The organism is Buchnera aphidicola (Melaphis rhois), assembly GCF_005080745.1.
Lineage (GTDB): Bacteria > Pseudomonadota > Gammaproteobacteria > Enterobacterales > Enterobacteriaceae > Buchnera_B > Buchnera_B aphidicola_AT.
Genome location: NZ_CP033004.1, coordinates 364,393 through 385,681, shown reverse-complemented (window position 1 = coordinate 385,681; position 21,289 = coordinate 364,393). Strand labels below are relative to the sequence as shown.

The 21,289-nt window shown below is 23.9% G+C and carries 18 protein-coding genes and 1 pseudogene; 6 read left to right on the top strand and 13 right to left on the bottom strand.

The features are described 5' to 3' along the window. Window positions 1-339: 339 nt before the first annotated feature. The 3 genes from D9V73_RS01690 (at window position 340) to D9V73_RS01680 (ending at window position 5,852) form a co-directional block, all read left to right on the top strand. Window positions 340-1,839: a leucyl aminopeptidase gene (locus D9V73_RS01690; protein ID WP_158336559.1), complete on the top strand. Its 1,500-nt coding sequence runs from the start codon at window positions 340-342 to the stop codon at window positions 1,837-1,839. A gap of 90 nt (window positions 1,840-1,929) precedes the next feature. Then, window positions 1,930-4,788 (top strand): valine--tRNA ligase, encoded by a 2,859-nt coding sequence (locus tag D9V73_RS01685; RefSeq protein ID WP_158336558.1) that lies wholly within the window; start codon window positions 1,930-1,932, stop codon window positions 4,786-4,788. Between the two features lie 83 nt (window positions 4,789-4,871). Then, a complete protein-coding gene (locus D9V73_RS01680) occupies window positions 4,872-5,852 on the top strand; it encodes a rhodanese-related sulfurtransferase (protein ID WP_158336557.1) in 981 nt (326 codons plus the stop codon). 104 nt (window positions 5,853-5,956) lie between these two features. Here D9V73_RS01680 and D9V73_RS01675 read toward each other — a convergent pair whose 3' ends face one another. Both D9V73_RS01675 and pyrD read right to left on the bottom strand, forming a co-directional pair. Further along, window positions 5,957-7,831 carry an ATP-binding cassette domain-containing protein gene (locus D9V73_RS01675; RefSeq protein ID WP_158336556.1) on the bottom strand — a complete coding sequence of 625 codons (1,875 nt, stop codon included), beginning with the start codon at window positions 7,829-7,831 and terminating at the stop codon, window positions 5,957-5,959. A gap of 269 nt (window positions 7,832-8,100) precedes the next feature. Continuing rightward, the gene (gene pyrD / locus D9V73_RS01670) at window positions 8,101-9,108 is read right to left on the bottom strand and encodes a quinone-dependent dihydroorotate dehydrogenase (protein WP_158336555.1); all 1,008 of its coding nucleotides are present in this window, start codon (window positions 9,106-9,108) and stop codon (window positions 8,101-8,103) included. 232 nt (window positions 9,109-9,340) lie between these two features. Here pyrD and pncB point away from each other — a divergent pair. From pncB to D9V73_RS01655, 3 genes and pseudogenes are all read left to right on the top strand, one after another. Continuing rightward, a pseudogene (gene pncB, locus D9V73_RS01665) lies at window positions 9,341-10,527 on the top strand (nicotinate phosphoribosyltransferase). Window positions 10,528-10,585: 58 nt separating this feature from the next. Next, on the top strand, window positions 10,586-11,986 hold the full coding sequence (gene asnS / locus D9V73_RS01660) for an asparagine--tRNA ligase (protein WP_158336554.1): 1,401 nt from the start codon (window positions 10,586-10,588) through the stop codon (window positions 11,984-11,986). Window positions 11,987-12,374: 388 nt separating this feature from the next. Beyond that, a complete protein-coding gene (locus D9V73_RS01655; RefSeq protein WP_158336553.1) occupies window positions 12,375-12,554 on the top strand; it encodes a Trm112 family protein in 180 nt (59 codons plus the stop codon). 311 nt (window positions 12,555-12,865) lie between these two features. Here D9V73_RS01655 and D9V73_RS01650 read toward each other — a convergent pair whose 3' ends face one another. The 11 genes from D9V73_RS01650 to D9V73_RS01600 all read right to left on the bottom strand — a co-directional run. Continuing rightward, window positions 12,866-13,429 carry a hypothetical protein gene (locus D9V73_RS01650; RefSeq protein WP_158336552.1) on the bottom strand — a complete coding sequence of 188 codons (564 nt, stop codon included), beginning with the start codon at window positions 13,427-13,429 and terminating at the stop codon, window positions 12,866-12,868. Window positions 13,430-13,492: 63 nt separating this feature from the next. Beyond that, window positions 13,493-13,840, bottom strand: coding sequence for a histidine triad nucleotide-binding protein (locus D9V73_RS01645; protein WP_158336550.1), 348 nt, complete (start codon window positions 13,838-13,840; stop codon window positions 13,493-13,495). A gap of 117 nt (window positions 13,841-13,957) precedes the next feature. Then, window positions 13,958-15,394: a PTS glucose transporter subunit IIBC gene (ptsG, locus tag D9V73_RS01640; protein WP_158336548.1), complete on the bottom strand. Its 1,437-nt coding sequence runs from the start codon at window positions 15,392-15,394 to the stop codon at window positions 13,958-13,960. A 145-nt stretch (window positions 15,395-15,539) separates the two neighbouring features. Further along, complete coding sequence (locus D9V73_RS01635; protein ID WP_158336546.1) at window positions 15,540-16,337, bottom strand: YchF/TatD family DNA exonuclease; 798 nt, start codon at window positions 16,335-16,337, stop codon at window positions 15,540-15,542. A 27-nt stretch (window positions 16,338-16,364) separates the two neighbouring features. Beyond that, a complete protein-coding gene (locus tag D9V73_RS01630; RefSeq protein WP_158336544.1) occupies window positions 16,365-17,357 on the bottom strand; it encodes a DNA polymerase III subunit delta' C-terminal domain-containing protein in 993 nt (330 codons plus the stop codon). Then, complete coding sequence (gene tmk / locus D9V73_RS01625) at window positions 17,354-17,989, bottom strand: dTMP kinase (protein WP_158336542.1); 636 nt, start codon at window positions 17,987-17,989, stop codon at window positions 17,354-17,356. The genes D9V73_RS01630 and tmk overlap by 4 nt, the downstream gene beginning before the upstream one ends. Window positions 17,990-18,074: 85 nt before the next feature. Beyond that, window positions 18,075-18,311 (bottom strand): acyl carrier protein, encoded by a 237-nt coding sequence (gene acpP, locus D9V73_RS01620; RefSeq protein WP_158336540.1) that lies wholly within the window; start codon window positions 18,309-18,311, stop codon window positions 18,075-18,077. Window positions 18,312-18,408: 97 nt separating this feature from the next. Then, window positions 18,409-19,143: a 3-oxoacyl-[acyl-carrier-protein] reductase gene (gene fabG / locus D9V73_RS01615; RefSeq protein ID WP_158336538.1), complete on the bottom strand. Its 735-nt coding sequence runs from the start codon at window positions 19,141-19,143 to the stop codon at window positions 18,409-18,411. Window positions 19,144-19,161: 18 nt separating this feature from the next. Further along, window positions 19,162-20,082, bottom strand: a complete 921-nt coding sequence (locus tag D9V73_RS01610) for an ACP S-malonyltransferase (protein WP_187307816.1) — start codon at window positions 20,080-20,082, stop codon at window positions 19,162-19,164. A gap of 355 nt (window positions 20,083-20,437) precedes the next feature. Beyond that, on the bottom strand, window positions 20,438-20,602 hold the full coding sequence (gene rpmF, locus D9V73_RS01605; protein WP_158336536.1) for a 50S ribosomal protein L32: 165 nt from the start codon (window positions 20,600-20,602) through the stop codon (window positions 20,438-20,440). 249 nt (window positions 20,603-20,851) lie between these two features. Beyond that, the coding region (locus D9V73_RS01600; RefSeq protein WP_261979140.1) for a pseudouridine synthase at window positions 20,852-21,289 on the bottom strand (438 nt) is incomplete at its 5' end.

The following is a 21,289-nucleotide window of genomic DNA, read 5'->3' as shown; positions in this document are numbered from 1 at the left end:
CTATGGTATTGTAAAAAATATTTAGTTATAATATATTAAATTTCAATAGAACTAAATATTATAACATTAAATGTCAAGTTAAATTTAAATTTAATTAAAATAAATTAATTACATTTTAGAGTGTTTATAAATTATTTACTTATTACGTTTTATATCAGTCTATAACATATTAAATTTTTTAAAAACTTTTTAAATATGTCGCCAAATTGTACATAATTAAAGATTAAACACGTTATATTAACATTTATGTTAGTTTTGTATGTTTTATATTTCGGTATATTGTTTTTAAAATTCGTAAAATGAGCATTTTAAATACATATTATTATTTTTAGGAAAAATATGAAATTTAGTATAAAATATAGTGATTTAGATAAAAAAAACACTAATTGTTTAGTTTTTGGATTATTTGAAAATATAGAGATATATGGATCACTAAAAAGTTTAGATAAACAGTCTAACGGTTATATCACTAAAACAATTAATTCTAAAGAAATAACAGGAGAAATAAATCAATTTTTGGTGTTATATGATATCCCTGATATTTCAGCTAAAAGAATTATATTGTTTGGATGTGGAAAGCAACATGAATTTAATGTAAGAATGTATAAAAAGATTTTAAAAAAAAGTTTAAAAATAATTGATCAATTTCCTATTTTTAATGTTAATTATTTTTTTACTGAACTGAATGTTGAAGAGCTAGATATATATTGGAAGATTAGATTTGCAATTGAAGCGATTCAGAATACTTTATATTGTTTTGATAAATTTAAAACTAAAAAATCGAAAGTATTCGCTTCTCTGAATAATATTATTTTCAATATACAACGAAATGACGATATATTATATGGTGAAACGGCTATAAAACATGGGTTAGCAATTTCAAAAGGAATTAAATACTCTAAAGACTTATCAAACACCCCACCAAATATTTGTAATCCTTCGTATCTCGCTTTTAAAGCTAAACAGTTGTCTTTAAAGTACTCTGGTGTTATGAGTACGAGTATTGTTGATAATAATGATATGAATAATTTAGGAATGAATGCGTATTTATCTGTTGGAAAAGGATCTAAAAACAAAGCAATTATGTCTATAATAAAATATAAAGGCAACAAAAGCAAAAGCTCGAAAAATATTGTTTTTATAGGAAAAGGAGTTACTTTTGATTCCGGTGGAATTTCTATTAAACCATCTTTAAATATGGATGAAATGAAATATGATATGTCTGGTGCAGCGGTAGTTTTTGGATTGATGGTATTTATTTCTGAATTAAATCTACCTTTAAATGTGATAGGAATATTAGCTGGATGTGAAAATATGCTTAGTGGAAAGTCATTTCGTCCTAGCGATATATTAGTTACTATGTCTGGAAAAACGGTAGAAATATTAGATACAGATGCTGAAGGTCGATTAGTACTTTGCGATGTACTGACTTACGTTAAAAAATTTAATCCTGACATAGTTATTGATATTGCTACTTTAACTGGTGCGTGTGTTGTAGCATTAGGAAACGATGTCACTGGATTAATGTCTAATAATTCTCAATTAGCGCGAGATATAGAAACAGCTGGTTATCAAACACATGATAAAGTATGGCAATTACCTTTGTTCCAAGAATATTATGGAAGTTTAGAATCTAACGTAGCTGACATAAATAATACAGGTGGTAAAGTAGCCGGTGCTATTACAGCTGCTTGTTTTTTATCTAAATTTTCTGAAAAATATGTCTGGGCACATTTAGATATTGCTGGAACAGCATGGACTTCAGGTAGGAAAAAACGTTCTACAGGTCGTCCTATATCATTACTTTCTCAATTTCTTTTAAATAAATTAGGAAGGTAACGTAGTTTAAACATATATAACTTTGTTAGTTATATCTTCTAAATCACTTCTAATATGATTTTATCATATTTTGACTAATAATTTTATAAAATGAAAAAATATTTTGATCCTATTAATGTTGAAAAGGAATTATATATATTTTGGGAAAAAAATGGATATTTTAAACCTAGTTTAGATGTAAATAAGTCTAACTTTTGCATAATACTTCCTCCTCCAAATATAACAGGTCACTTGCATATAGGTCACGCATTTCAATATACTATTATGGATATTTTAATACGATATCATCGTATGCAAGGAAAAAATACTTTTTGGCAAGTGGGAACTGATCATGCTGGAATAGCCACTCAAATCGTTCTTGAAAAAAAAATATTATTAGAAGATAAGAAAACTATTCGAGAGTATGGCAAAGAAAATTTTATAAAAAAAGCATGGGAATGGAAGAAAAATTCTGTAAGAAATATTACACATCAAATGCGTAGATTAGGCATTTCTGTAGATTGGACAAAAGAGAAATTTACTTTAGATCGTGACATATCTGACTCGGTAAAAGAAGCATTTATAATTTTATATAATCAGAAACTAATATATAAAAGAAAAAAGTTAGTTAACTGGGATCCTGTGTTAAAAACTGTAATTTCTGATTTAGAGGTTCAAAATCGTGATATTATAGGAAAAATGTGGTATATAAAATATACTTTAATTAACGAAGATAGTGATGATATTAATAAAACAGAAAATCAATATTTAATTATTGCTACTACTCGACCTGAAACACTATTTGGAGATACAGCAATAGCTGTACATCCCGAAGATGTAAGATATTGCAATTTAATAGGTAAAAAAGTATTAGTTCCGTTAATTAATAGAATTATTCCTATTATTGGAGATAACTTTGTTCAAATTAAAAAAGGGACAGGATGTGTTAAAGTAACTCCTGCTCATGATTTTAATGATTTCGAAATAGGGTTACGCCATAATTTACCTATGATTAATATTTTGACTCCTGATGGAAATATTTCTCATATTGCTGAAGAATATGATATAAATGGAAATCCTTCTTTTTATTATAATGAAAAAATTCCTTTTAAATTTCATAATATAAATAAATTTGTAGCAAGAAAAATGATCGTTGATGAGTTAATCAAGCATAAAAAATTAGAAAAAATAAAAGTGACACGTCTAACTATTTCGTATGGGGATAGAAGTAACTCTATTATTGAGCCATTATTAACTGATCAATGGTATTTAAATATTTCTTTGTTAGCTAAACAAGCATTACAAGCTGTACGTAGTGGAGATATTAAATTTATACCTAAACAATACGAAAATATTTATTTTTCTTGGATGAAAAATATACAAGATTGGTGTATTTCAAGACAGTTATGGTGGGGACATCAAATTCCTGTTTGGTATGATGAAAATGACAATATTTATGTAGGGCATAGTGAACAAGATGTAAGAAAAATACACGAATTATCTGATAACATTAAATTAACACAAGATAATAATGTATTAGATACATGGTTTTCTTCTGGTTTATGGATATTTTCATCATTAGGATGGCCAAAAAATACTAGTTTTCTAAAAAATTTTTATTCTACTGATGTTATTGTAAGTGGTTTTGATATAATTTTTTTTTGGATAGCTAGAATGATTATGTTAAGTATGCATTTTATGAAAGACCATCGTGGCCGATCTAAAGTACCTTTTAAAATAGTATATATTACTGGTTTGATTTGTGACGAAAATGGTAAAAAGATGTCTAAATCTGAGGGAAATGTTATTGATCCTTTAGATATGATTGATGGCATTACTTTGTCAGATTTGATCAAAAAAAGAACAAATAGTATGTTGCAACCTAAATTAAAAAATCAAATTTGTCAACAGACCAAACGTGTATTTCCTCATGGAATTATTGCAACAGGTACAGATGCATTGCGATTCACATGTGCAGCTTTAGCAAGTCCAACTAGATATATTAATTGGAGTGTGAGTCGTCTAAATGGTTACCGTAATTTTTGTAATAAATTGTGGAACGCTAGTCGATTTGTATTAATGAATATTGACAAAAATCAATTAGTAAATAACAAAGAGACATCGTTATCTGTAGCTGATCACTGGATTTTATTAACTCTTAATATGGTAGTAAAAAAATATAGGTACGCTTTAGATACGTATAGGTTTGATATAGCTTCGAATATACTATATGATTTTGTTTGGAATAAATTTTGCGATTTGTATATAGAATTATCTAAATCGTTTATTACAGTTTGTTCGAGTTCAGAATTATCTGGAACTAGAAATACTTTATTATATGTATTAGAGTCAATATTGTACTTATTACATCCTATTATTCCATTTATTACTGAAGAAATTTGGCAGAAAATCCGTTTATTTTCACGATATAAGCATATTGATACCATTATGTTGTGTCCATTTCCAAAGTACGATTTAAATTTTAAAAACAATATTATTATAGAAGATATGAAATGGATTAAAACTATAATGTTAATTATACGTCAGTATAGAGTTAATATGAAATTATCTCATAAAATATTAATACCTATATATTTTTGTAATTTTAATTTAAAAACATATGAATTAATAAAAAAGTATGAAATTTACTTAAATAAGGTTTTGTATTTAGAAAATATATATACGTCATCTACTGAAATAAATAAATTACCGTTTTTGTCGTATACAATAACTGGTTCAGAATTATTAATTCCTATATTGGGATGTTTTTCTAAAGAAAAAGAGCTAAAGAAAGTAATCAATAATATATTCAAAAATGATTTAAAAATAAATAAATTACAAAAAAGATTGTCAAATAAAGATTTTTTGAAACATGCTCCTGATGAAATAGTAGAAAAAACAAAAGAATCTTTAAAACGGTGTCAATTGGACCAAATACAATTACTTTTAAAAAAGAAACAGTTAGTATAATGCTTTATATATTGAATTTTGACATTTTTGTATAAATTTTGTTTAAAATATTAATTTCTAAAAATTTCGGAGATATTTTAATTATGATTATACTACATAATCGTATTTCTAATAAGACACTAAAATATAAACTGTTATTTGATAACATTCCACGAATTACAATTTCTTTTTATAAATATTTTACTATTAATAATACACAAAAATTTAGAGATGATTGGTATATTAGTTTCTGTAGTTTAGATATATTTGGTAGAGTATACATAGCTAAAGAGGGTGTTAATGCACAAATAAGTGTTCCTATTAAAAAATATGATATTTTAAAAAATTTTATTTATACTTATTCTCCAGAACTAAATAACGTATACATCAATCAAGCATTAGATACTAGAAAATCTTTTTGGGTATTACGGATGAAAGTACGAAATACAATTATTGCTGATGGTTTATGTACACAAAACTATGACTTGAAATATGTTGGAACATATTTAAAAGCTATTGATGTTAATAATATGTTAAATAAAGTTGACGTAATATTTTTAGACGTACGAAATCATTATGAGTATAAAATTGGACATTTTGAAAAGGCTTTGAATATTCCAGTAGATACCTTTAAAAAACAACTAAAAAATATTATGAATGTTTTAGGTGATGAAAAAAACAAAAGAATCGTACTTTATTGTACTGGAGGTATTCGGTGTGAAAAAACCTCATCTTGGATGATATACAATGGATTTAAATATATTTATCAAATAAAAGGAGGAATACTAGGATATGTAAATGATGCTAAAAAGAATAATTTACCCATTTTGTTTAAAGGAAAAAATTTTGTTTTTGATGCAAGAATTAGTGAAACAGTATCAACTGATATTTTATCAAAGTGTTGTCAATGTAACCAGATTTGTGATGTTTATAAAAATTGTTATAATAATACTTGTCATAATTTATTTATTCAGTGTATTGAATGTTCTAACAAGTTTAATAATTGTTGTTCTAAGCAATGTATGACAACTGTTAATTATCTTAAATATAAAAATATTTTTGTAAATCAAAGTATTGCTATATAAATTTATTATTGTATATTTTAATTTAATTAGATTAGAAATAATACTTACATTAGTAAGTCTAAAACTATAAAACGGTATATAGTTAACATATAAATTTAATTTATCTATTTTTTATATGATTCTAAATATTCCCATCTTGAAAATTGCTTATCTAAATTTGCTTCTTCGTTTTTTAATTCATGTAATGTTTTTTTTTGATTATGTAACGATGAATGAAAAAAATTTGAAGTGTTTATTTCTTTTTGTAATTTTGCAATATTAGATTCTATTTTTTCTATTACATTCGGCATATTTTTTAGTTCCTTTTTTAAATTATTATTTAATATTTTAGATATTAATTTATTTTTTTTATGTTTTGAATTAATCTCGTAATGAGAAGATAATACAGTACTTGTGAGTTTTTTTATGCTTGGAAAAGTTAAATATTTTTTAATACATCCATTTTTTTCGAAACTCCAATACTTATTAACAATATTTTGTATAAATGTCTTATCATGGCTAATTAATAATATAATGCCCTTGTATTGTTTTAGCGCAATTTCTAAAGCTTGTAATGACTCTAAATCTAAATCATTAGTTGGTTCATCCAATATTAATACGTTACTTTCTTTTAAAAATAGTTTAGCTAATAGCAATTTATTTCTTTCTCCACCTGACAATGCTTTGGCTTTCAACTTTACCTTATTTTTAGAAAATAGGAAATTTTCTAGATATTTTAGTTTGTGGTATTTTTTATTGTTAATGTAAATTTCTTCTTTTTCGTATATTAAATTATTTAATACAGTTTCTTCAAGTCTAATTTGAGTTCTTGTTTGATCAAAATAAGCAAATTTAATGTTTGGATTAGAATAAATATTTCCACTATTTAGTTTTAATTTTCCAATTATTAATTTTAATAGTGTAGTTTTACCACTTCCGTTTGTTCCAATTAATGCAATTTTTTCACCTTTTTTAACAGTATCGGAAAAATCATTTATTAAGGGAAATTCATTAAATCGAAAACACACTTTTTCTAATTTAAACAAGATATTTCCTGAGTAATGATTTTCATTAATTAAGATTTTTATTCTTTTTTCAGGTTTTTGTTCAAGATTTTTAATATTCATCATGTGTTTGAATCGTTTAATTCGACTTATATTTTTAGTGGTACGTGCTTTTGTTCCACTGTTAGTCCATCGTTTTTCTTGTTCTAATTTTTTATTAAATTTTGTTTTATCAATTTCAATTTTACATTTATTATTAAATTGATTATTTAAGAAAGAATCATAGTTTCCTGACCATGAAATTATATTTCCAGAATTTAAATTAATAATTCTAGTAGATATATTATTTATGAAAGATCGATCATGAGAAACAAACAATACGCTTACCGAATTCTGTATTAAAAATTCTTCTAACCAATTAATGGTAGCGAGGTCTAAATAGTTTGTAGGTTCATCTAATATAATTAAGTTAGGTTCGCTTACTAATATCTTTCCTATTTCTATTTTTCTTAAACATCCTGCAGAAAGAGAGGATAACAAAGAATGATTTTTTAAATCAAGCATTTTTATAATGTTATCGATCTTCTCTTTTTTTTTCCATAGTTTTTTTTTGTCAAAAATTTCTTCTAGACTATTTAGTAGTATTAAATTGTTAGAAGATGTAATAGATTTGAAATTATTTAAAATATGGAAATAATTTTTTAAATATTTAGATTCTTGTCCAATTCCATCACAAATAAAATCGTAAATAGAGCAGCTATCATTATTTATGATAGTTTGTTCTAAATATTTTATCTTTATATTTTTTTTATATATAATAAGACCATGATCTAGTGGTTCTTTTTTCATAATAATATTTAGAAAAGTCGATTTTCCTGTTCCATTGTTTCCGACTAGACAAATTCGCTCTTTTTTATTAATTGTAAAATTTACATTATGTAATAATTCGTTTTTGTTAAGTAAAAAACTAGCATTTTGCATGTAAACTAGTGACATAATAAATCTCTTTTAAATTAGAATTTAAGTACAATATAAAATACATTATTTTAATGATATAAATTTTAATAACTTCTTTTAATTAAGCTTAATTACATATTGTATAAATAATTATTTAGGAGTATATATAGAATAGTATTATTTCATTAGTAATCTTTAAAAAAATAACTCAAATTATGTATAATGTTCATGTATTAATTATATATATTTAATATAATTAAGTTACGTTTAATTTTTGTGTTTTGAAAAATAATTTTTGATCAACTAATCTATAAATATTTTATTATTTTTTTTACAATTTTTGGTCCATGATATATTAGTGAAGAATATAATTGAATTAATTGTGCTCCTGAATGTATTTTTTCTCGAGCTGAAATCAAAGAATCTATACCGCCCACTCCAATAATTACAATTCTGTTTTTTAATTCTCTATTTAATATCTTTATAATATTAGTACTTTTAGATTGTAATGGTTGGCCACTTAATCCACCTATCTCAGTACTATTCTGTAAACCTTTGATGAGAGAAAAATCTGATGTAGTATTTGTTGCGATGACAGCATCTATATCATATTTAATTAAATTATAACAAATATGAATGATCTCTTGTTCTGATAAATCAGGTGAAATTTTTATTGCTATAGGAACGTGCTTTTTATATATTTTAGTTAGTTTTTCTTGTGTATGTTTAATTCCAACGAGTAGTTTTTCAAATAATATTCCATATTGTAGTTCTCGTAATTTTTGTGTATTAGGAGATGATATATTTATAGCAATATAACTAGAAAGATAATAAATTTTTTTCATACAATGAATATAATCTAAGATTCCTTTTTCAATAGGTGTATTTTTATTTTTTCCTATATTTACTCCTATAACTCCTTTGAAAGAAATTTTTTTTAAATTAGATACTATTTGATCTATTCCGCTGTTATTAAAACCCATACGATTTATTAATGCATGTGCTGGGATTATTCTAAACAAACGAGGTATTTTATTTCCACTTTGAGGTTTTGGAGTAACAGTTCCTATTTCTATAAAGCCAAACCCCATTTTAGCAAAGCTATCAACATATATTCCATTTTTATCTAGACCAGCTGCTAAACCTAAGGCATTTTTAAAATTTAAACCCATAAGTTTTACAGGTTTGTATAAATATTTATTATAATTAATACGCTTCGTATGAAAATACGACTTTAGTTTTAAACATTTTAATAATAATGAATGTGATTTTTCTGGATCAAGTTTGAATAATATGTTTCGTATTAAATTATACAATGTTTAGTACCTAAATCAGTAAATGTGTTACAAATAAAGTTTTTATTTGTATTTCTAAATATTTATACGCATTTGCTATATATGATAAAATTTGAAACGTATCTTATAACATAATTAAAAATATAATTAAAACTTGTTTTTTTAAAACAATTATATATTATATGTATTAATATTAATATACTATGAAAATGTTTATACTGCTCCTTTAACTAAAAAAATTATATAATGTGACATGAAAAAATATGATTATTCAATATTAACAACTTTTTTAGATACCGATGCTTATAAATTTCACATGCAGCAGGTAGTTTTTTATTATTATAGAAACATTACTGTTTCTGCAAAATTTTTGTGTAGAGGAAATAATTCGTTTGGGTGTTATTCTAACATTTTAATTAATCAAATTAACATGATGTCTACTAATTTATATCTTACTGACGATGAATATAATTATATGTCTTCACTTCCTTTTTTTACAAAAAAATATTTATTATGGTTAAAAAATTTTAGATATAATGTTTCTCAAGTAAATATATTTGATAAAAATGGGAAATTATGTATCCATATACGTGGATTGTGGAAAGAAGTAATATTATGGGAAGTTCCTTTATTAGCGTTAATCAGTGAAATTGTTCATCAAAACGAATCACCTAATGTTACTACACGTATTGCTTTAAATTACTTAAAAAAAAAATTTCTACTTTTTATGAGATGACTAAAGATTTAGATTTATCTAATCTTAAAATAATCGATTTTGGAACACGAAGAAGATTTTCTTATAATGTTCACTTTTCTCTAGTTCAATTTTTAAAAAACACCTTTCCGTGGTTAGTAGGATCAAGTAATTATCACATTTCTCGGATATTAGGTATAAATCCAGTGGGTACGCAATCTCATGAATGGTTTCAAGCTCATCAACAAATTAGTCCTATTTTGAAAAACAGTCAAAAAATGGCATTAAAAATATGGTTAAAATATTATAAAGCACAGTTAGGTATTGCTCTTACAGATTGCATTTCTATGGATGCTTTTTTAAAAGATTTTGATTTTAATTTAGCTAGTTATTATCAAGGATTGAGACATGATTCTGGTGATCCTTTTGAATGGGGAGAAAAAGCCATTAGTCATTATATATCTTTGGGAATCGATCCTTTAAAGAAAACATTGTTATTTTCAGATAATTTAAATTTTAATAATATAGCTGATTTATTTCATTTTTTTAACAAAAAAATAAATATTATGTTTGGAATAGGAACAAAATTAACTTGTGATATTCCTAATGTTAATCCTTTAAATATTGTAATAAAATTAGTAAAATGTAATGGAAAACCGGTAGCTAAACTTTCAGATAGTCCAGGTAAAATGGTTTGTATAAATGAATCATTTATGCAAGATTTAAAACAAGCGTTTAATGTATAATTCAAGATAGTAATTTCGTTAGATTAATTTTTTTTAATTATTATTAAGAGGAACGATTATGGATATAGTTTCTATATCTGATATATATTATGATACAGTCAAAACTAATAAATATATCGAAATAAAAGGATGGGTAAGAAATAGAAGAAGTTCAAAATCTGGAATTACGTTTATTGACGTATATGATGGATCTTATTTACATACAATTCAAGTTGTAGCTTATTGTTCTTTATCTAATTATTACGAAGAAATTATAAAAATAACAGTTGGTTGTTCAATTATAATTAGCGGTATATTAATTAAATCAATAGGAAGAAAACAATTATATGAAGTAAATGCAAGAGAGATAAAAATTATTGGATGGATAAAAAACCCTTCTACTTATCCTATGTCATCTAAAAAACATTCTTTAGAACACTTAAGAGAGTATTCTCATCTAAGACCAAGAACTAGTTTTATTAGAGCTATATCTAGAATTAGAAATTGTTTATTTCACACTTTACATCAACTTCTTGATAAGTATGGATATTACTGGATTGCAACACCTATTATTACGGGATTAAATTCTGAAGGTGGTGGTGAAATGTTTAAAGTGTCTACATTAGATTTTTCTAATATTCCTATGAAAAACAATGGAAAAGTAGACTTTAAAAAAGATTTTTTTGGAAGAGAAAGTTTTCTAAGTGTTTCTGGACAATTAAGTTTAGAAGCTTATGCATGCGCTTTGTCTAAAGTGTATTCTTTTGGACCAACATTTAGAGCAGAAAATTCTAATACTAGTAGACATCTTGCTGAGTTTTGGATGTTAGAAGTAGAAACAGCTTTTTCTAAACTAAATGATTTAATTTCATTATCTGAACATATATTACAATATTCAGTTAACGTTATATTAGAACAGTGCCAAGTTGATATTGAATTTTTTAAAAATACTTTAGATGAAAATATTGTTGTTAGATTGCAAGAATTTTCAAATAGAAAATTTATTAAAATAGAATACAAAGAAGTAATAGATATTTTAAAAAAATCGTCTCAGTTTTCTAATCAAAAAATATTTTTAGGAATGGATTTATCATCAGATCACGAAAAATATATTGTAGAAAAACATTTTAGATTTCCAACTATAATTATAAATTATCCTAGATCGCTTAAAGCTTTTTATATGAAATTAAATGAAAATGGAAATACTGTTGCAGCTATGGACTTATTAGTTCCTACAATTGGTGAAATTTTAGGAGGTTCTGAAAGAGAGGAAAAATTAGATATTTTAGATAAACGATTTTTAGAATTTAAATTAAACAAAGACAGTTATTGGTGGTATAGAGATCTTAGAAAATATGGAACCGTTCCGCATTCAGGATTTGGATTAGGATTCGAACGTTTTTTGTCATATATAATAGGCGTTAAGAATATAAAAGATGTATCTCCGTTTCCCAGAACTATGAATAACTCTAATATTTGATTTTCTTGCACAATGTGAAGAACAGTTTTATTTGATAATATGAAATACGTTTAAAACACAGTTAAAAGTATATCATTGTTCTGTCAAAATTAAATAACGTATAATATTTTATATTTACATTTTTTATTAAAATAAAATTTTGTAATTTATTTAATTTTATTAATGTGATATATAGTTAAAAGTTTAAATTTAAAATATATATTTTAATTTACTAATAAAGTTACTATATTAAAATTAGTATTATATTTAATAAGTAGTATCATTTTTAAAAAGTTAATTGACAAAGTAATGATATACTGTTACTTTAAAATTTTAAATTTATATATATCAAGATGTAATATAGTATCTGTAAAATAATATTTTTAAAATCGTTTATAGATATATTACAATGAGAAAAGAATTTATTGATATTTTAGTATGTCCTATTTGTTTAAATAAGTTGATTTATGATAAAGATAATGATGAATTATTATGTACTTTAGACGAAGTAGCATTTCCTGTTTATAAAAAAATTCCTATTCTATTGAAGCATTTTTCTCGAAAAATAATAACGAACGATTTCAATTAAAATATATTAATAGGATAATTTTATATATTGTATTTATGTATAATTAATTAAAATTAAATACGTAACGTATATACACTACGTTTTTATTTTTTAATCAGTATGAAGAATTGATATATACAAACATTACGGAATTATAATATAATTTAAATTTATTGTAATAATTATAGCTTTTTAATTAACTATTATTTTTTAGCTTAAGTTAAACATTAAATAATTTATATTTATTATTCTAACTATTTTTTTAATAAATTATTATTTAATAATATAAATTAACTTTTATGACATATTATTTTATAAATATGTAAAACATTTTAAATTTTTAATGATCCTATTAATATATCAGTTTCCAAAAAAATTTCTTTAGAATTTACTAAAATCATTTGTATTTTTAAATATAATTTTTTATATTTTTCATATATTGAACTATATATTAAGTAATTTACATTTATTTTTTTAGCCAATATTAATGCTTTATTTATATTAATTAATATATCTTTAGGAGATATGTTTAAGCATTTTTTTGCTTGTATAACATAATTTTCTTGTACCATCTTAAAACAAGTAGTTTGTTGATTAAATAAATTAATAATTATATGTCTTATTTTTTTTGTATTTATTTCATAAATAGTATTATTTTTAATATCATTAACAAATAAAAAATTATCTTGAAATGGTACATTAATATTTTTTACGTCATCTAATAGATCATTTTTAAGTTTTTTTTTCAATTCTAATAAGTCAATAAATATATTTTTAAAGAATAAAATTTTTTTATAATTGTTATTTTTTATAAAACTTTTTTTAAATAGTAAACTGTAATTATTTAATATTAACGTAGATATTAATGCTAATATATTTAAAATCTTTATTAACATGTTTCTTATAAACGTATTTTTAAATTTAAATTATATTTGAAATTATTTTGTTAAACTGATATATCAAGACAACATTTTCCCTAATTTTTTTCCTCCTAATAAATGTAAATGTAAATGAAAAATTTCCTGTCCTCCATCTTTATTACAATTAATAATTAATCGATATCCACTCTTATCAATTTTAAATTGTTTAGCTAATATAGTTGCTACATAAATCATATGTCCTAATATATATTTATTACTTTTGTTAATTTCATTAATAGATTTAATCAATTTATTTGAAACAATCAATATATGTATAGGAGCTATTTGTTTAATATCATGGAAAGAAGTTACATATTTGTCTTTATAAATTATTTTTGATAAATCGTTTTCTTTTATTATTTTACTAAATATACTTGTATTGTTCAAAATAATGTTCCTTATATTTGGTCATTTATTTAAAATTTATTGTTAAATGTTTATAGTTCATTTTTTATATATAAAATTCAGATTAAAAGTTAAAATAATTTTATATTATAAACCATATTAGTGATCATTTAAAATATAATTGTCTATTTCTGTTTTTATATTATCTGATTTAGTTCCAAATACAGCTTGAACTCCTAAACCTGATATGATAACTACAGCAGCTCCAAGTTCTTTGAGTTGTTGTACATTTATTTTAGATGTATCAATTACTGTGATTCTTAATCGTGTTATACATGCATCTAAGGAAGTAATATTTTTTTTTCCTCCTAAAGCTATTACTATATGTGGTACAATTTCTTTTGTATTTCTGTATAATGACGCAGTAGTATAGTTTTCCCTACCTGGTGTTTTTAAATTCAATTTTTTTATTGCAGCATAAAAAATAATGTAATATATAAGGCCATATAAAATTCCAATAATAGGGAATAACCATAAATTGTTACTATTTCCGCTGAGCATCAAAAAATCAATCAATCCATGTGAAAAACTAGTTCCAGATCTCATTTCTAATAGAATACAAATTGGGAAAGCTAAACCAGCTAAAACAGAATGAATTAAATATAATATAGGAGCAACTAATATAAAGGAAAATTCAATTGGCTCAGTGATTCCAGTTAGAAAAGCAGTTAGTGCTCCTGAGATCATGATTCCACCTATTTTTTTTCTATTATGTTTATTAGCGCAATGCCATATTGCTAGTGCAGCAGAAGGAAGACCATACATTTTAAATATAAATCCTCCTGATAGCTTTCCTGCTGTATTATCTCCAGCCATATATCTAGCAATATCTCCATGAAATATCTGTCCTGCTGAATTACTATATTCACCAATTTGCATCTGAAAAGGAACATTCCAAATGTGATGTAATCCGAAAGGAACTAATGCACGTTCTATTACACCATATATTCCAAAAGCAAGGACAGGATTTTGATATGCTGCCCATTTAGAAAATGTTTGTATAATATATCCTATAGGTGGCCATATAAATGATAAGATCAAACCGACTATAATTGCCAACAAACCTGAAACAATTGGAACAAAGCGTTTTCCAGAAAAAAATCCTAGATAATCAGGAAGTTGAATATGATGAAATCTATTAAACATGTATGCTGAAATAGATCCAGCTATAATTCCACCTAATATTCCAGTATCTAATAGGTTTGGTTTATTTATTTCTAAAATTGAATATTTAGAAAAAATTGGAATCATTATAGAAAACGTTTGTATCATCATACCATATGAAATTACTGCAGCTAATGCTGACACCCCATCGTTTTTTGTAAAACCCAATGCTATTCCAATAGCAAATATTAATGGCATATTAGAAAATACTGATCCTCCTGCTTGAGTCATAATATGAGAAATAATATCTGGAATAATATAAAAATGTGCTGAACCAATTCCTAATAATATTCCAGCAATTGGCAGTACAGATACTGGTAGCATTAATGATTTGCCTATTTTTTGTAGGTTTGAAAAGGTATTTTTAAACACTTTATAGTTATTTCCTATTAGATTATTTGTTATACATGAAACGTTCATGTATGAAATGTTGTATATGTTTTGTTGTATATAAATATTTATTATTAGAAATTAATAGTTACACAATATTATACGATCAATCTTGATAAGATAATTCTTAGAATAATTTTGAAGCAAATGATTCTAAATGAAATAATCTAATAAAGTTTTGTGTTGTATATTCGGAAAGTACTTCAATATCTATGTTTTTTAACTTAGCAACTATTAATGCTATATCGTATAAAAAAGCAGGTTGGTTTTCTTTCCCTCTATGAGGAATAGGTGCTAGATATGGAGCATCGGTTTCTAATAGTATTCTGTCTATAGGTATGAATTTTGCAATTTGTCGAATATGACTAGAATTTTTAAAAGTTATAATACCGGAAAAAGAAATATAAAATCCCATATCTAATAATTTTCTTGCAGATTCAAGATTTTCAGTAAAAGAGTGAATTATTCCTATGCACTGTTCTGCTTTTTCTTCTTTTAAGATATTAATTGTATCATTTATTGCATGTCTAGTATGTATTAATAGTGGTTTTTTATGTTTAATTGCGATGTTAATATGTTGTCGAAATGACAATTGTTGAGAAATAGAATTATCTATTGAATAATAATAATCTAATCCAGTTTCTCCTATAGCAATTACATCTTTATTTTGGGAAAAAGTTTTTAAATGTTCTATTTCATCTTTATCTTTATTGAGATGCAATGGATGAATTCCACAAGATAATAGTATATTTTTATTGTCTTTAATAAAATTTTTTACATAGTTGAAATTGCTAATAGATGTAGATACTGAAAGTAAAAGTTTAACATTACTTTTTATAGATTTTTCTAATACATCTTCTAATCCTGAATGAATGCTGTGATAATTTAAAAGATCAACGTGGCAATGTGAGTCTATAAGAAACATAACAATATTTTCTCTTTTTAAAATATTTTAGTTACTATTAGTTTTTAGGATTTTTTCCCATCGTAACAATTGTTCAGTTAATAACAATTCGGTATTAATTCCAATAATACTAGTTAATTTAATATGACAATACATCCATGACCTAATACTATTATCGAGTAATGCAAAGGAATATTGTTTTTTAAAAAGTTGTATTATATTTATTTTATCTAAATTAATTACGTTATTTTTTTTTCCATACTTTATTTTTATTGCATCAAATAATAAACTGCATAGCCAAAAAATTTTTTTTTCTATGTTACCTAGATTAAAATTATTTAACATGTGTATAAAATTATTATTTTGTATAGAATAATGCAAATTATAGAAAAATGTATTTCGTTCTTCCCATAACGATGTTAAGAGAAATTTTTTAGCTAAAATAGGTGATCCTTTGTTAATACGTAATGCAGTTTTAAAAACAGTTTCTTTGATTTTAAAATTTTCTTTTTTTAACCAATCAATACTAATTTGTTCTATTGGAGGTAAAATAGTATATGATATACATCTACTGCGTAGTGTAGGTAACAATTTAAAAGGGATGTAATTTACAAATAAAAAATACGTATTTTTAGGAGGTTCTTCGAGAGCTTTTAACAAACCATTGGTCCCATTTTGTGTTAATTGCGACATATCAGAAAAATATGCTACTTTTTTTCCATTTTGTTTAGTTGTATGAAACAATTGATTACATAACCATCTTATGGTATCAATTCCTATTGTACTTTTATTAGAGAATAATTTCATATTATACCAATCGGGATATGTTTGCATATTTATCAATTGACAGTTTCGGCATTTTTTACAAAAAAATATTTTTTTTTTATTTAGGCATATTAACCATAATACAATGTTTTTTATTAACAAAGTAATACCTATACCTTTTTGTGTTTCTAATATAATTGCATGATTACTTGTTTGTTTTATAAGTTGACAAATGATATTTTCATAATGTATTTTTAGCCATGGGTATAGATTCATGTGTCTTTTTTTAACCAAGAAAAAAATTGTAGTTTAAAATTTTTTTTTACTGTATTTAAGCTATGGTTAGCGTTTATTTTTATAATTTTAGGATCTTTGTTTACATATGTTAAATATATTTTTCTAACTTTAACAAAAAAATCTAGTTTGTTTTTTTCTATTCGATCCAAATGTTTTCTTTTTTGAATTCTTTTTATTCCGATTGTAGGTTTAACATCTAAATAAAAAGTGACATCAGGAATAGGATTTTTTGCAAAAAGTGATTGCAAAAATAGTATTTTATTTCGTTCAATACCCCTACCTCCGCCTTGGTAAGCTAATGAAGATAATGTAAATCGATCGCTAATAATCCAAGTGCCTTTTTTTAGCTCTGGATTAATGATTGATTTTATTAATTGAACTCTAGCAGCATAAATTAATAATAGTTCTGTTTCATAAAAAATAGGTTCATTTTCAACGGAATGTTTAATCAAACATCTTATCTTTTCAGATAAAGGGGTCCCTCCAGGTTCTCTTAAACTTTTTATATTGGTGATACCATATTCAAATAACAAGTTTTTTGTAAAATGACACATAGTAGTTTTTCCAGATCCTTCTATTCCTTCAATAACTATGAATTTATTATTTAACATTGATAAACATTCCAAGCTAATATTTTTATTAAGATAATTTATGTATCATTTAGTTAATTAATATTGTTATTTTATTAAACATTAATTATTGGCACTTATTTTTTAAGAAATTTAATATAGATTGTACTGTAGTTAAATCTTCTGCTTCTTCATCTTGAATTTCGATGTTAAATTCATCTTCTAATGTCATAATTAATTCTACATTATCTAACGAATCTGCACCTAAATCTTCAGTTAAAGATGATGTATTTTTTACTTCTTCTTCCATTAAACCTAATTGCTTTGAAATTATTTTTTTAACTCTTTTTTCTAAATTTTTCATAAAAATCTCTATTTTATTATTTAGTACAAGTATTCAAAAAATGTTTAGAATAAAATAAAAGTGCGAATATTATTATTTTAAATATACTATAAAAAATTTATGGCATATACATTCCTCCATTTATGTGTATGACTTGACCTGTAATATAACTAATATTATCAGAAATTAAGAATAAAACTGTTTCAGATATTTCATTAATTTTTCCAAATTTTTTCATAGGTATTTTTAAAAGGTATTTGTATTTTTGATGTTTAGTTAATTTCTTTGTCATATCAGTCTCAATAAAACCTGGTGCTATCATATTAACGCAAATACCTTGAGAAGCAACTTCTAATGCTAAAGATCTATGAAAACCTATCAATCCGGATTTAGATGCAGAATAATTTGTTTGTCCATAGTTTCCTATATGTCCTATGATTGATCCTATTGTAATGATTTTTCCTTGCTTTTTTCGTATCATTTTCTTCACAATAGGTTTGGATATGTGAAAAATAGAATTTAAGTTAATTTCAATAACTTTATTCCAATCGCTATATGTCATATTAACTAACAATTTATCTTGAACGATACCTATATTATTGATCAATATGTCAATATGTTCAAAATCGTTGCAAATATTTTGCATAGCGTTTTTAATTGAATCAGAATTCATAACATCAAGAATAAAACTAGTTCCATGATTTTTTAAATAACTATTAATTATTTTCGTTCCAGCGTTAGATGTAGCAGTTCCAATTACTATAATTCCTTTACTTGCTAATTTTTTCGAAATTTCTTTTCCTATACCGCGACTAGCTCCTGTGACTAATGCTACTTTTTTTTTATTGGTCATTTAGGTATTATAAAGTTTTCAAAATCTTTGATAAAAGTTAACTGTATTATTAGGTGAAATTGAAGGAATTGCAATAGTAGATTTATTAAGGTTGGTTAATGTATTATTCAACCCTAATTCAATAAACATTGAGACATATTTATTAGATAAATATGTTATTATTTCACTCCATCTAACTGGATTATATAATTGTCTAGTTAGTGCACTACGAATTGCATGTGCAGAAGTTTCGCATTTTACATCAACATTGTTAACAATTGGAAATATTGGTATTTTAAATGATATATGTTTTAATATTGTTGATAATTTTTTCGATGCTTCTATCATTAGCATACAATGAGAAGGTGGATTTATAGAGAGACGAAAAATTTTTTTAGCACCAATTTTTTGACAAGCAGAACTTACTTTATAAACTGCACATTTTTCTCCTGAAATAACAATTTGATTATAGGTATTAATGCAAGCTATTGAAACTTCTTTTATAATATTGAATTTTTTTAAAATTTTTTCAATTTTAAATTGTTTTAATCCTATTATTACATTCATAGCTCCTAATTTATGTTTCATAGATTCTTTCATAAATTTGTCGCGTAATATAATTAATTTTATAGCATCACAAAACTTTAATGATTCAGCACAGACTAATGCTGAATATTCACCTAAACTGTGTCCAGACAGTATTACTGGAATATTTCTATTTTTTTGTTGCCATAATCGATACATAGCAACTGATATTGTTAATGTAATTAATTTAGTATATTTACTTTTGTCCATTTCTTGTTGTGAACTATTGTCTACTAATTTGTATAAATTATGTCCAACGTATTCGGAAGATTCATCAAAAGTTTGTTTTATTATTTTATATTTTTTTATAAGAGATAATAATACATTTTTTTTTTGTTTTTCTTGGCCAGGAAATAACATAGCATATAAACGCATTAACATTCCTTTTAAAATATGTATTTTAAAAACTAGTATTTTAACAGTTTAAATTTTATTAAATTATATCATTTTAAAATATGTTAACTTTTTATTTTAAATTCAATATTAATTGATTTCAAAACAAATTATTTAGAAACATTAAATATTACTTTAAAATAAAGTATTTTTTAAATTTTAAAGAATAGACTATTATTAAACAACATTTAGTTTATAAGGTATATGGACTTCTGAAACATAATTATAAGACATCATCTATTATACTATGAATTGCGTAATTTATTAATAATAGTGTTATTTATATGAAATAGCACTATTATTAAACATAAAAAATGTATGATTAATCAAATAAGAATTATAGTACTTTTATACCTTTATAATACTTTTTTTTAGTGATATGGTGTCTAATATGTGTTTCTCCTGACATTTTATCTATTGATAATAATGGGACGTATAAATGATCGTGAGATCTACGCATACCTCGTTTAGAACGAGTTGGTTTATTTTTTTGAACAGCCACAAATAATTTTTCCTTATATTGATCATTCTAAATATAGAAATATTTGATTTTAGTTTATGACAGAGATATATTAAATAAATTTGATACAAATATTAATTTATTTTTGATTATACTAATTAAAATAGTAATTTATTTTATATAAAATTAAAAGCATAAATTACAGTTTAATTACTTTTATCCTGAAACATTGCGATGTTTACTAAATATATTTTTTTGAAAGATTATTTAATATTTTTGTAAAGTCTTCATCTATTGGTGCTGTGACAGTAATATATTTTTTTTTTTTGGATGAAAAAAACTAATAGAACTAGCGTGTAGTAATAATCGTTGGATGGAATAATTGTTTTTAATTTCATGATCTAAGTTAATTTTTCCATATTTTTTATCTAATACGATTGGATGATTTGCATATTGAGAATGTACTCGAATTTGGTGCATTCGTCCAGTTATCGGAGTAATTGACATTAAGGTATTGTTGACATATCTTGTTTTTATTTTGAAATAGGTTTTCGAAAATTTTCCACAAATGTTATTTATTTTAACCATATGATCATTATTTAATTTAATTTTTAGTAAAGGAGCAGAAATATATTTCAAATTTATTGGCCAAATTCCATGAACTAAAGCTAAATATTTTTTTTTGATTTTATTTTCTTTTAGTTGTTTATGTAGTTCTTTTAATATTGG

Bases quoted from the DNA above. Each gene is read 5' to 3' on its own strand.
- fabG (WP_158336538.1), bottom strand. From the start codon at position 19,143: ATGACCAATAAAAAAAAAGTAGCATTAGTCACAGGAGCTAGTCGCGGT.
- asnS (WP_158336554.1), top strand. From the start codon at position 10,586: ATGGATATAGTTTCTATATCTGATATATATTATGATACAGTCAAAACT.
- D9V73_RS01655 (WP_158336553.1), top strand. From the start codon at position 12,375: ATGAGAAAAGAATTTATTGATATTTTAGTATGTCCTATTTGTTTAAAT.
- D9V73_RS01685 (WP_158336558.1), top strand. From the start codon at position 1,930: ATGAAAAAATATTTTGATCCTATTAATGTTGAAAAGGAATTATATATA.
- D9V73_RS01650 (WP_158336552.1), bottom strand. From the start codon at position 13,429: ATGTTAATAAAGATTTTAAATATATTAGCATTAATATCTACGTTAATA.
- D9V73_RS01680 (WP_158336557.1), top strand. From the start codon at position 4,872: ATGATTATACTACATAATCGTATTTCTAATAAGACACTAAAATATAAA.
- D9V73_RS01690 (WP_158336559.1), top strand. From the start codon at position 340: ATGAAATTTAGTATAAAATATAGTGATTTAGATAAAAAAAACACTAAT.
- D9V73_RS01630 (WP_158336544.1), bottom strand. From the start codon at position 17,357: ATGAATCTATACCCATGGCTAAAAATACATTATGAAAATATCATTTGT.
- tmk (WP_158336542.1), bottom strand. From the start codon at position 17,989: ATGTTAAATAATAAATTCATAGTTATTGAAGGAATAGAAGGATCTGGA.
- acpP (WP_158336540.1), bottom strand. From the start codon at position 18,311: ATGAAAAATTTAGAAAAAAGAGTTAAAAAAATAATTTCAAAGCAATTA.
- D9V73_RS01635 (WP_158336546.1), bottom strand. From the start codon at position 16,337: ATGTTTCTTATAGACTCACATTGCCACGTTGATCTTTTAAATTATCAC.
- D9V73_RS01675 (WP_158336556.1), bottom strand. From the start codon at position 7,831: ATGTCACTAGTTTACATGCAAAATGCTAGTTTTTTACTTAACAAAAAC.
- D9V73_RS01610 (WP_187307816.1), bottom strand. From the start codon at position 20,082: ATGCGTTTATATGCTATGTTATTTCCTGGCCAAGAAAAACAAAAAAAA.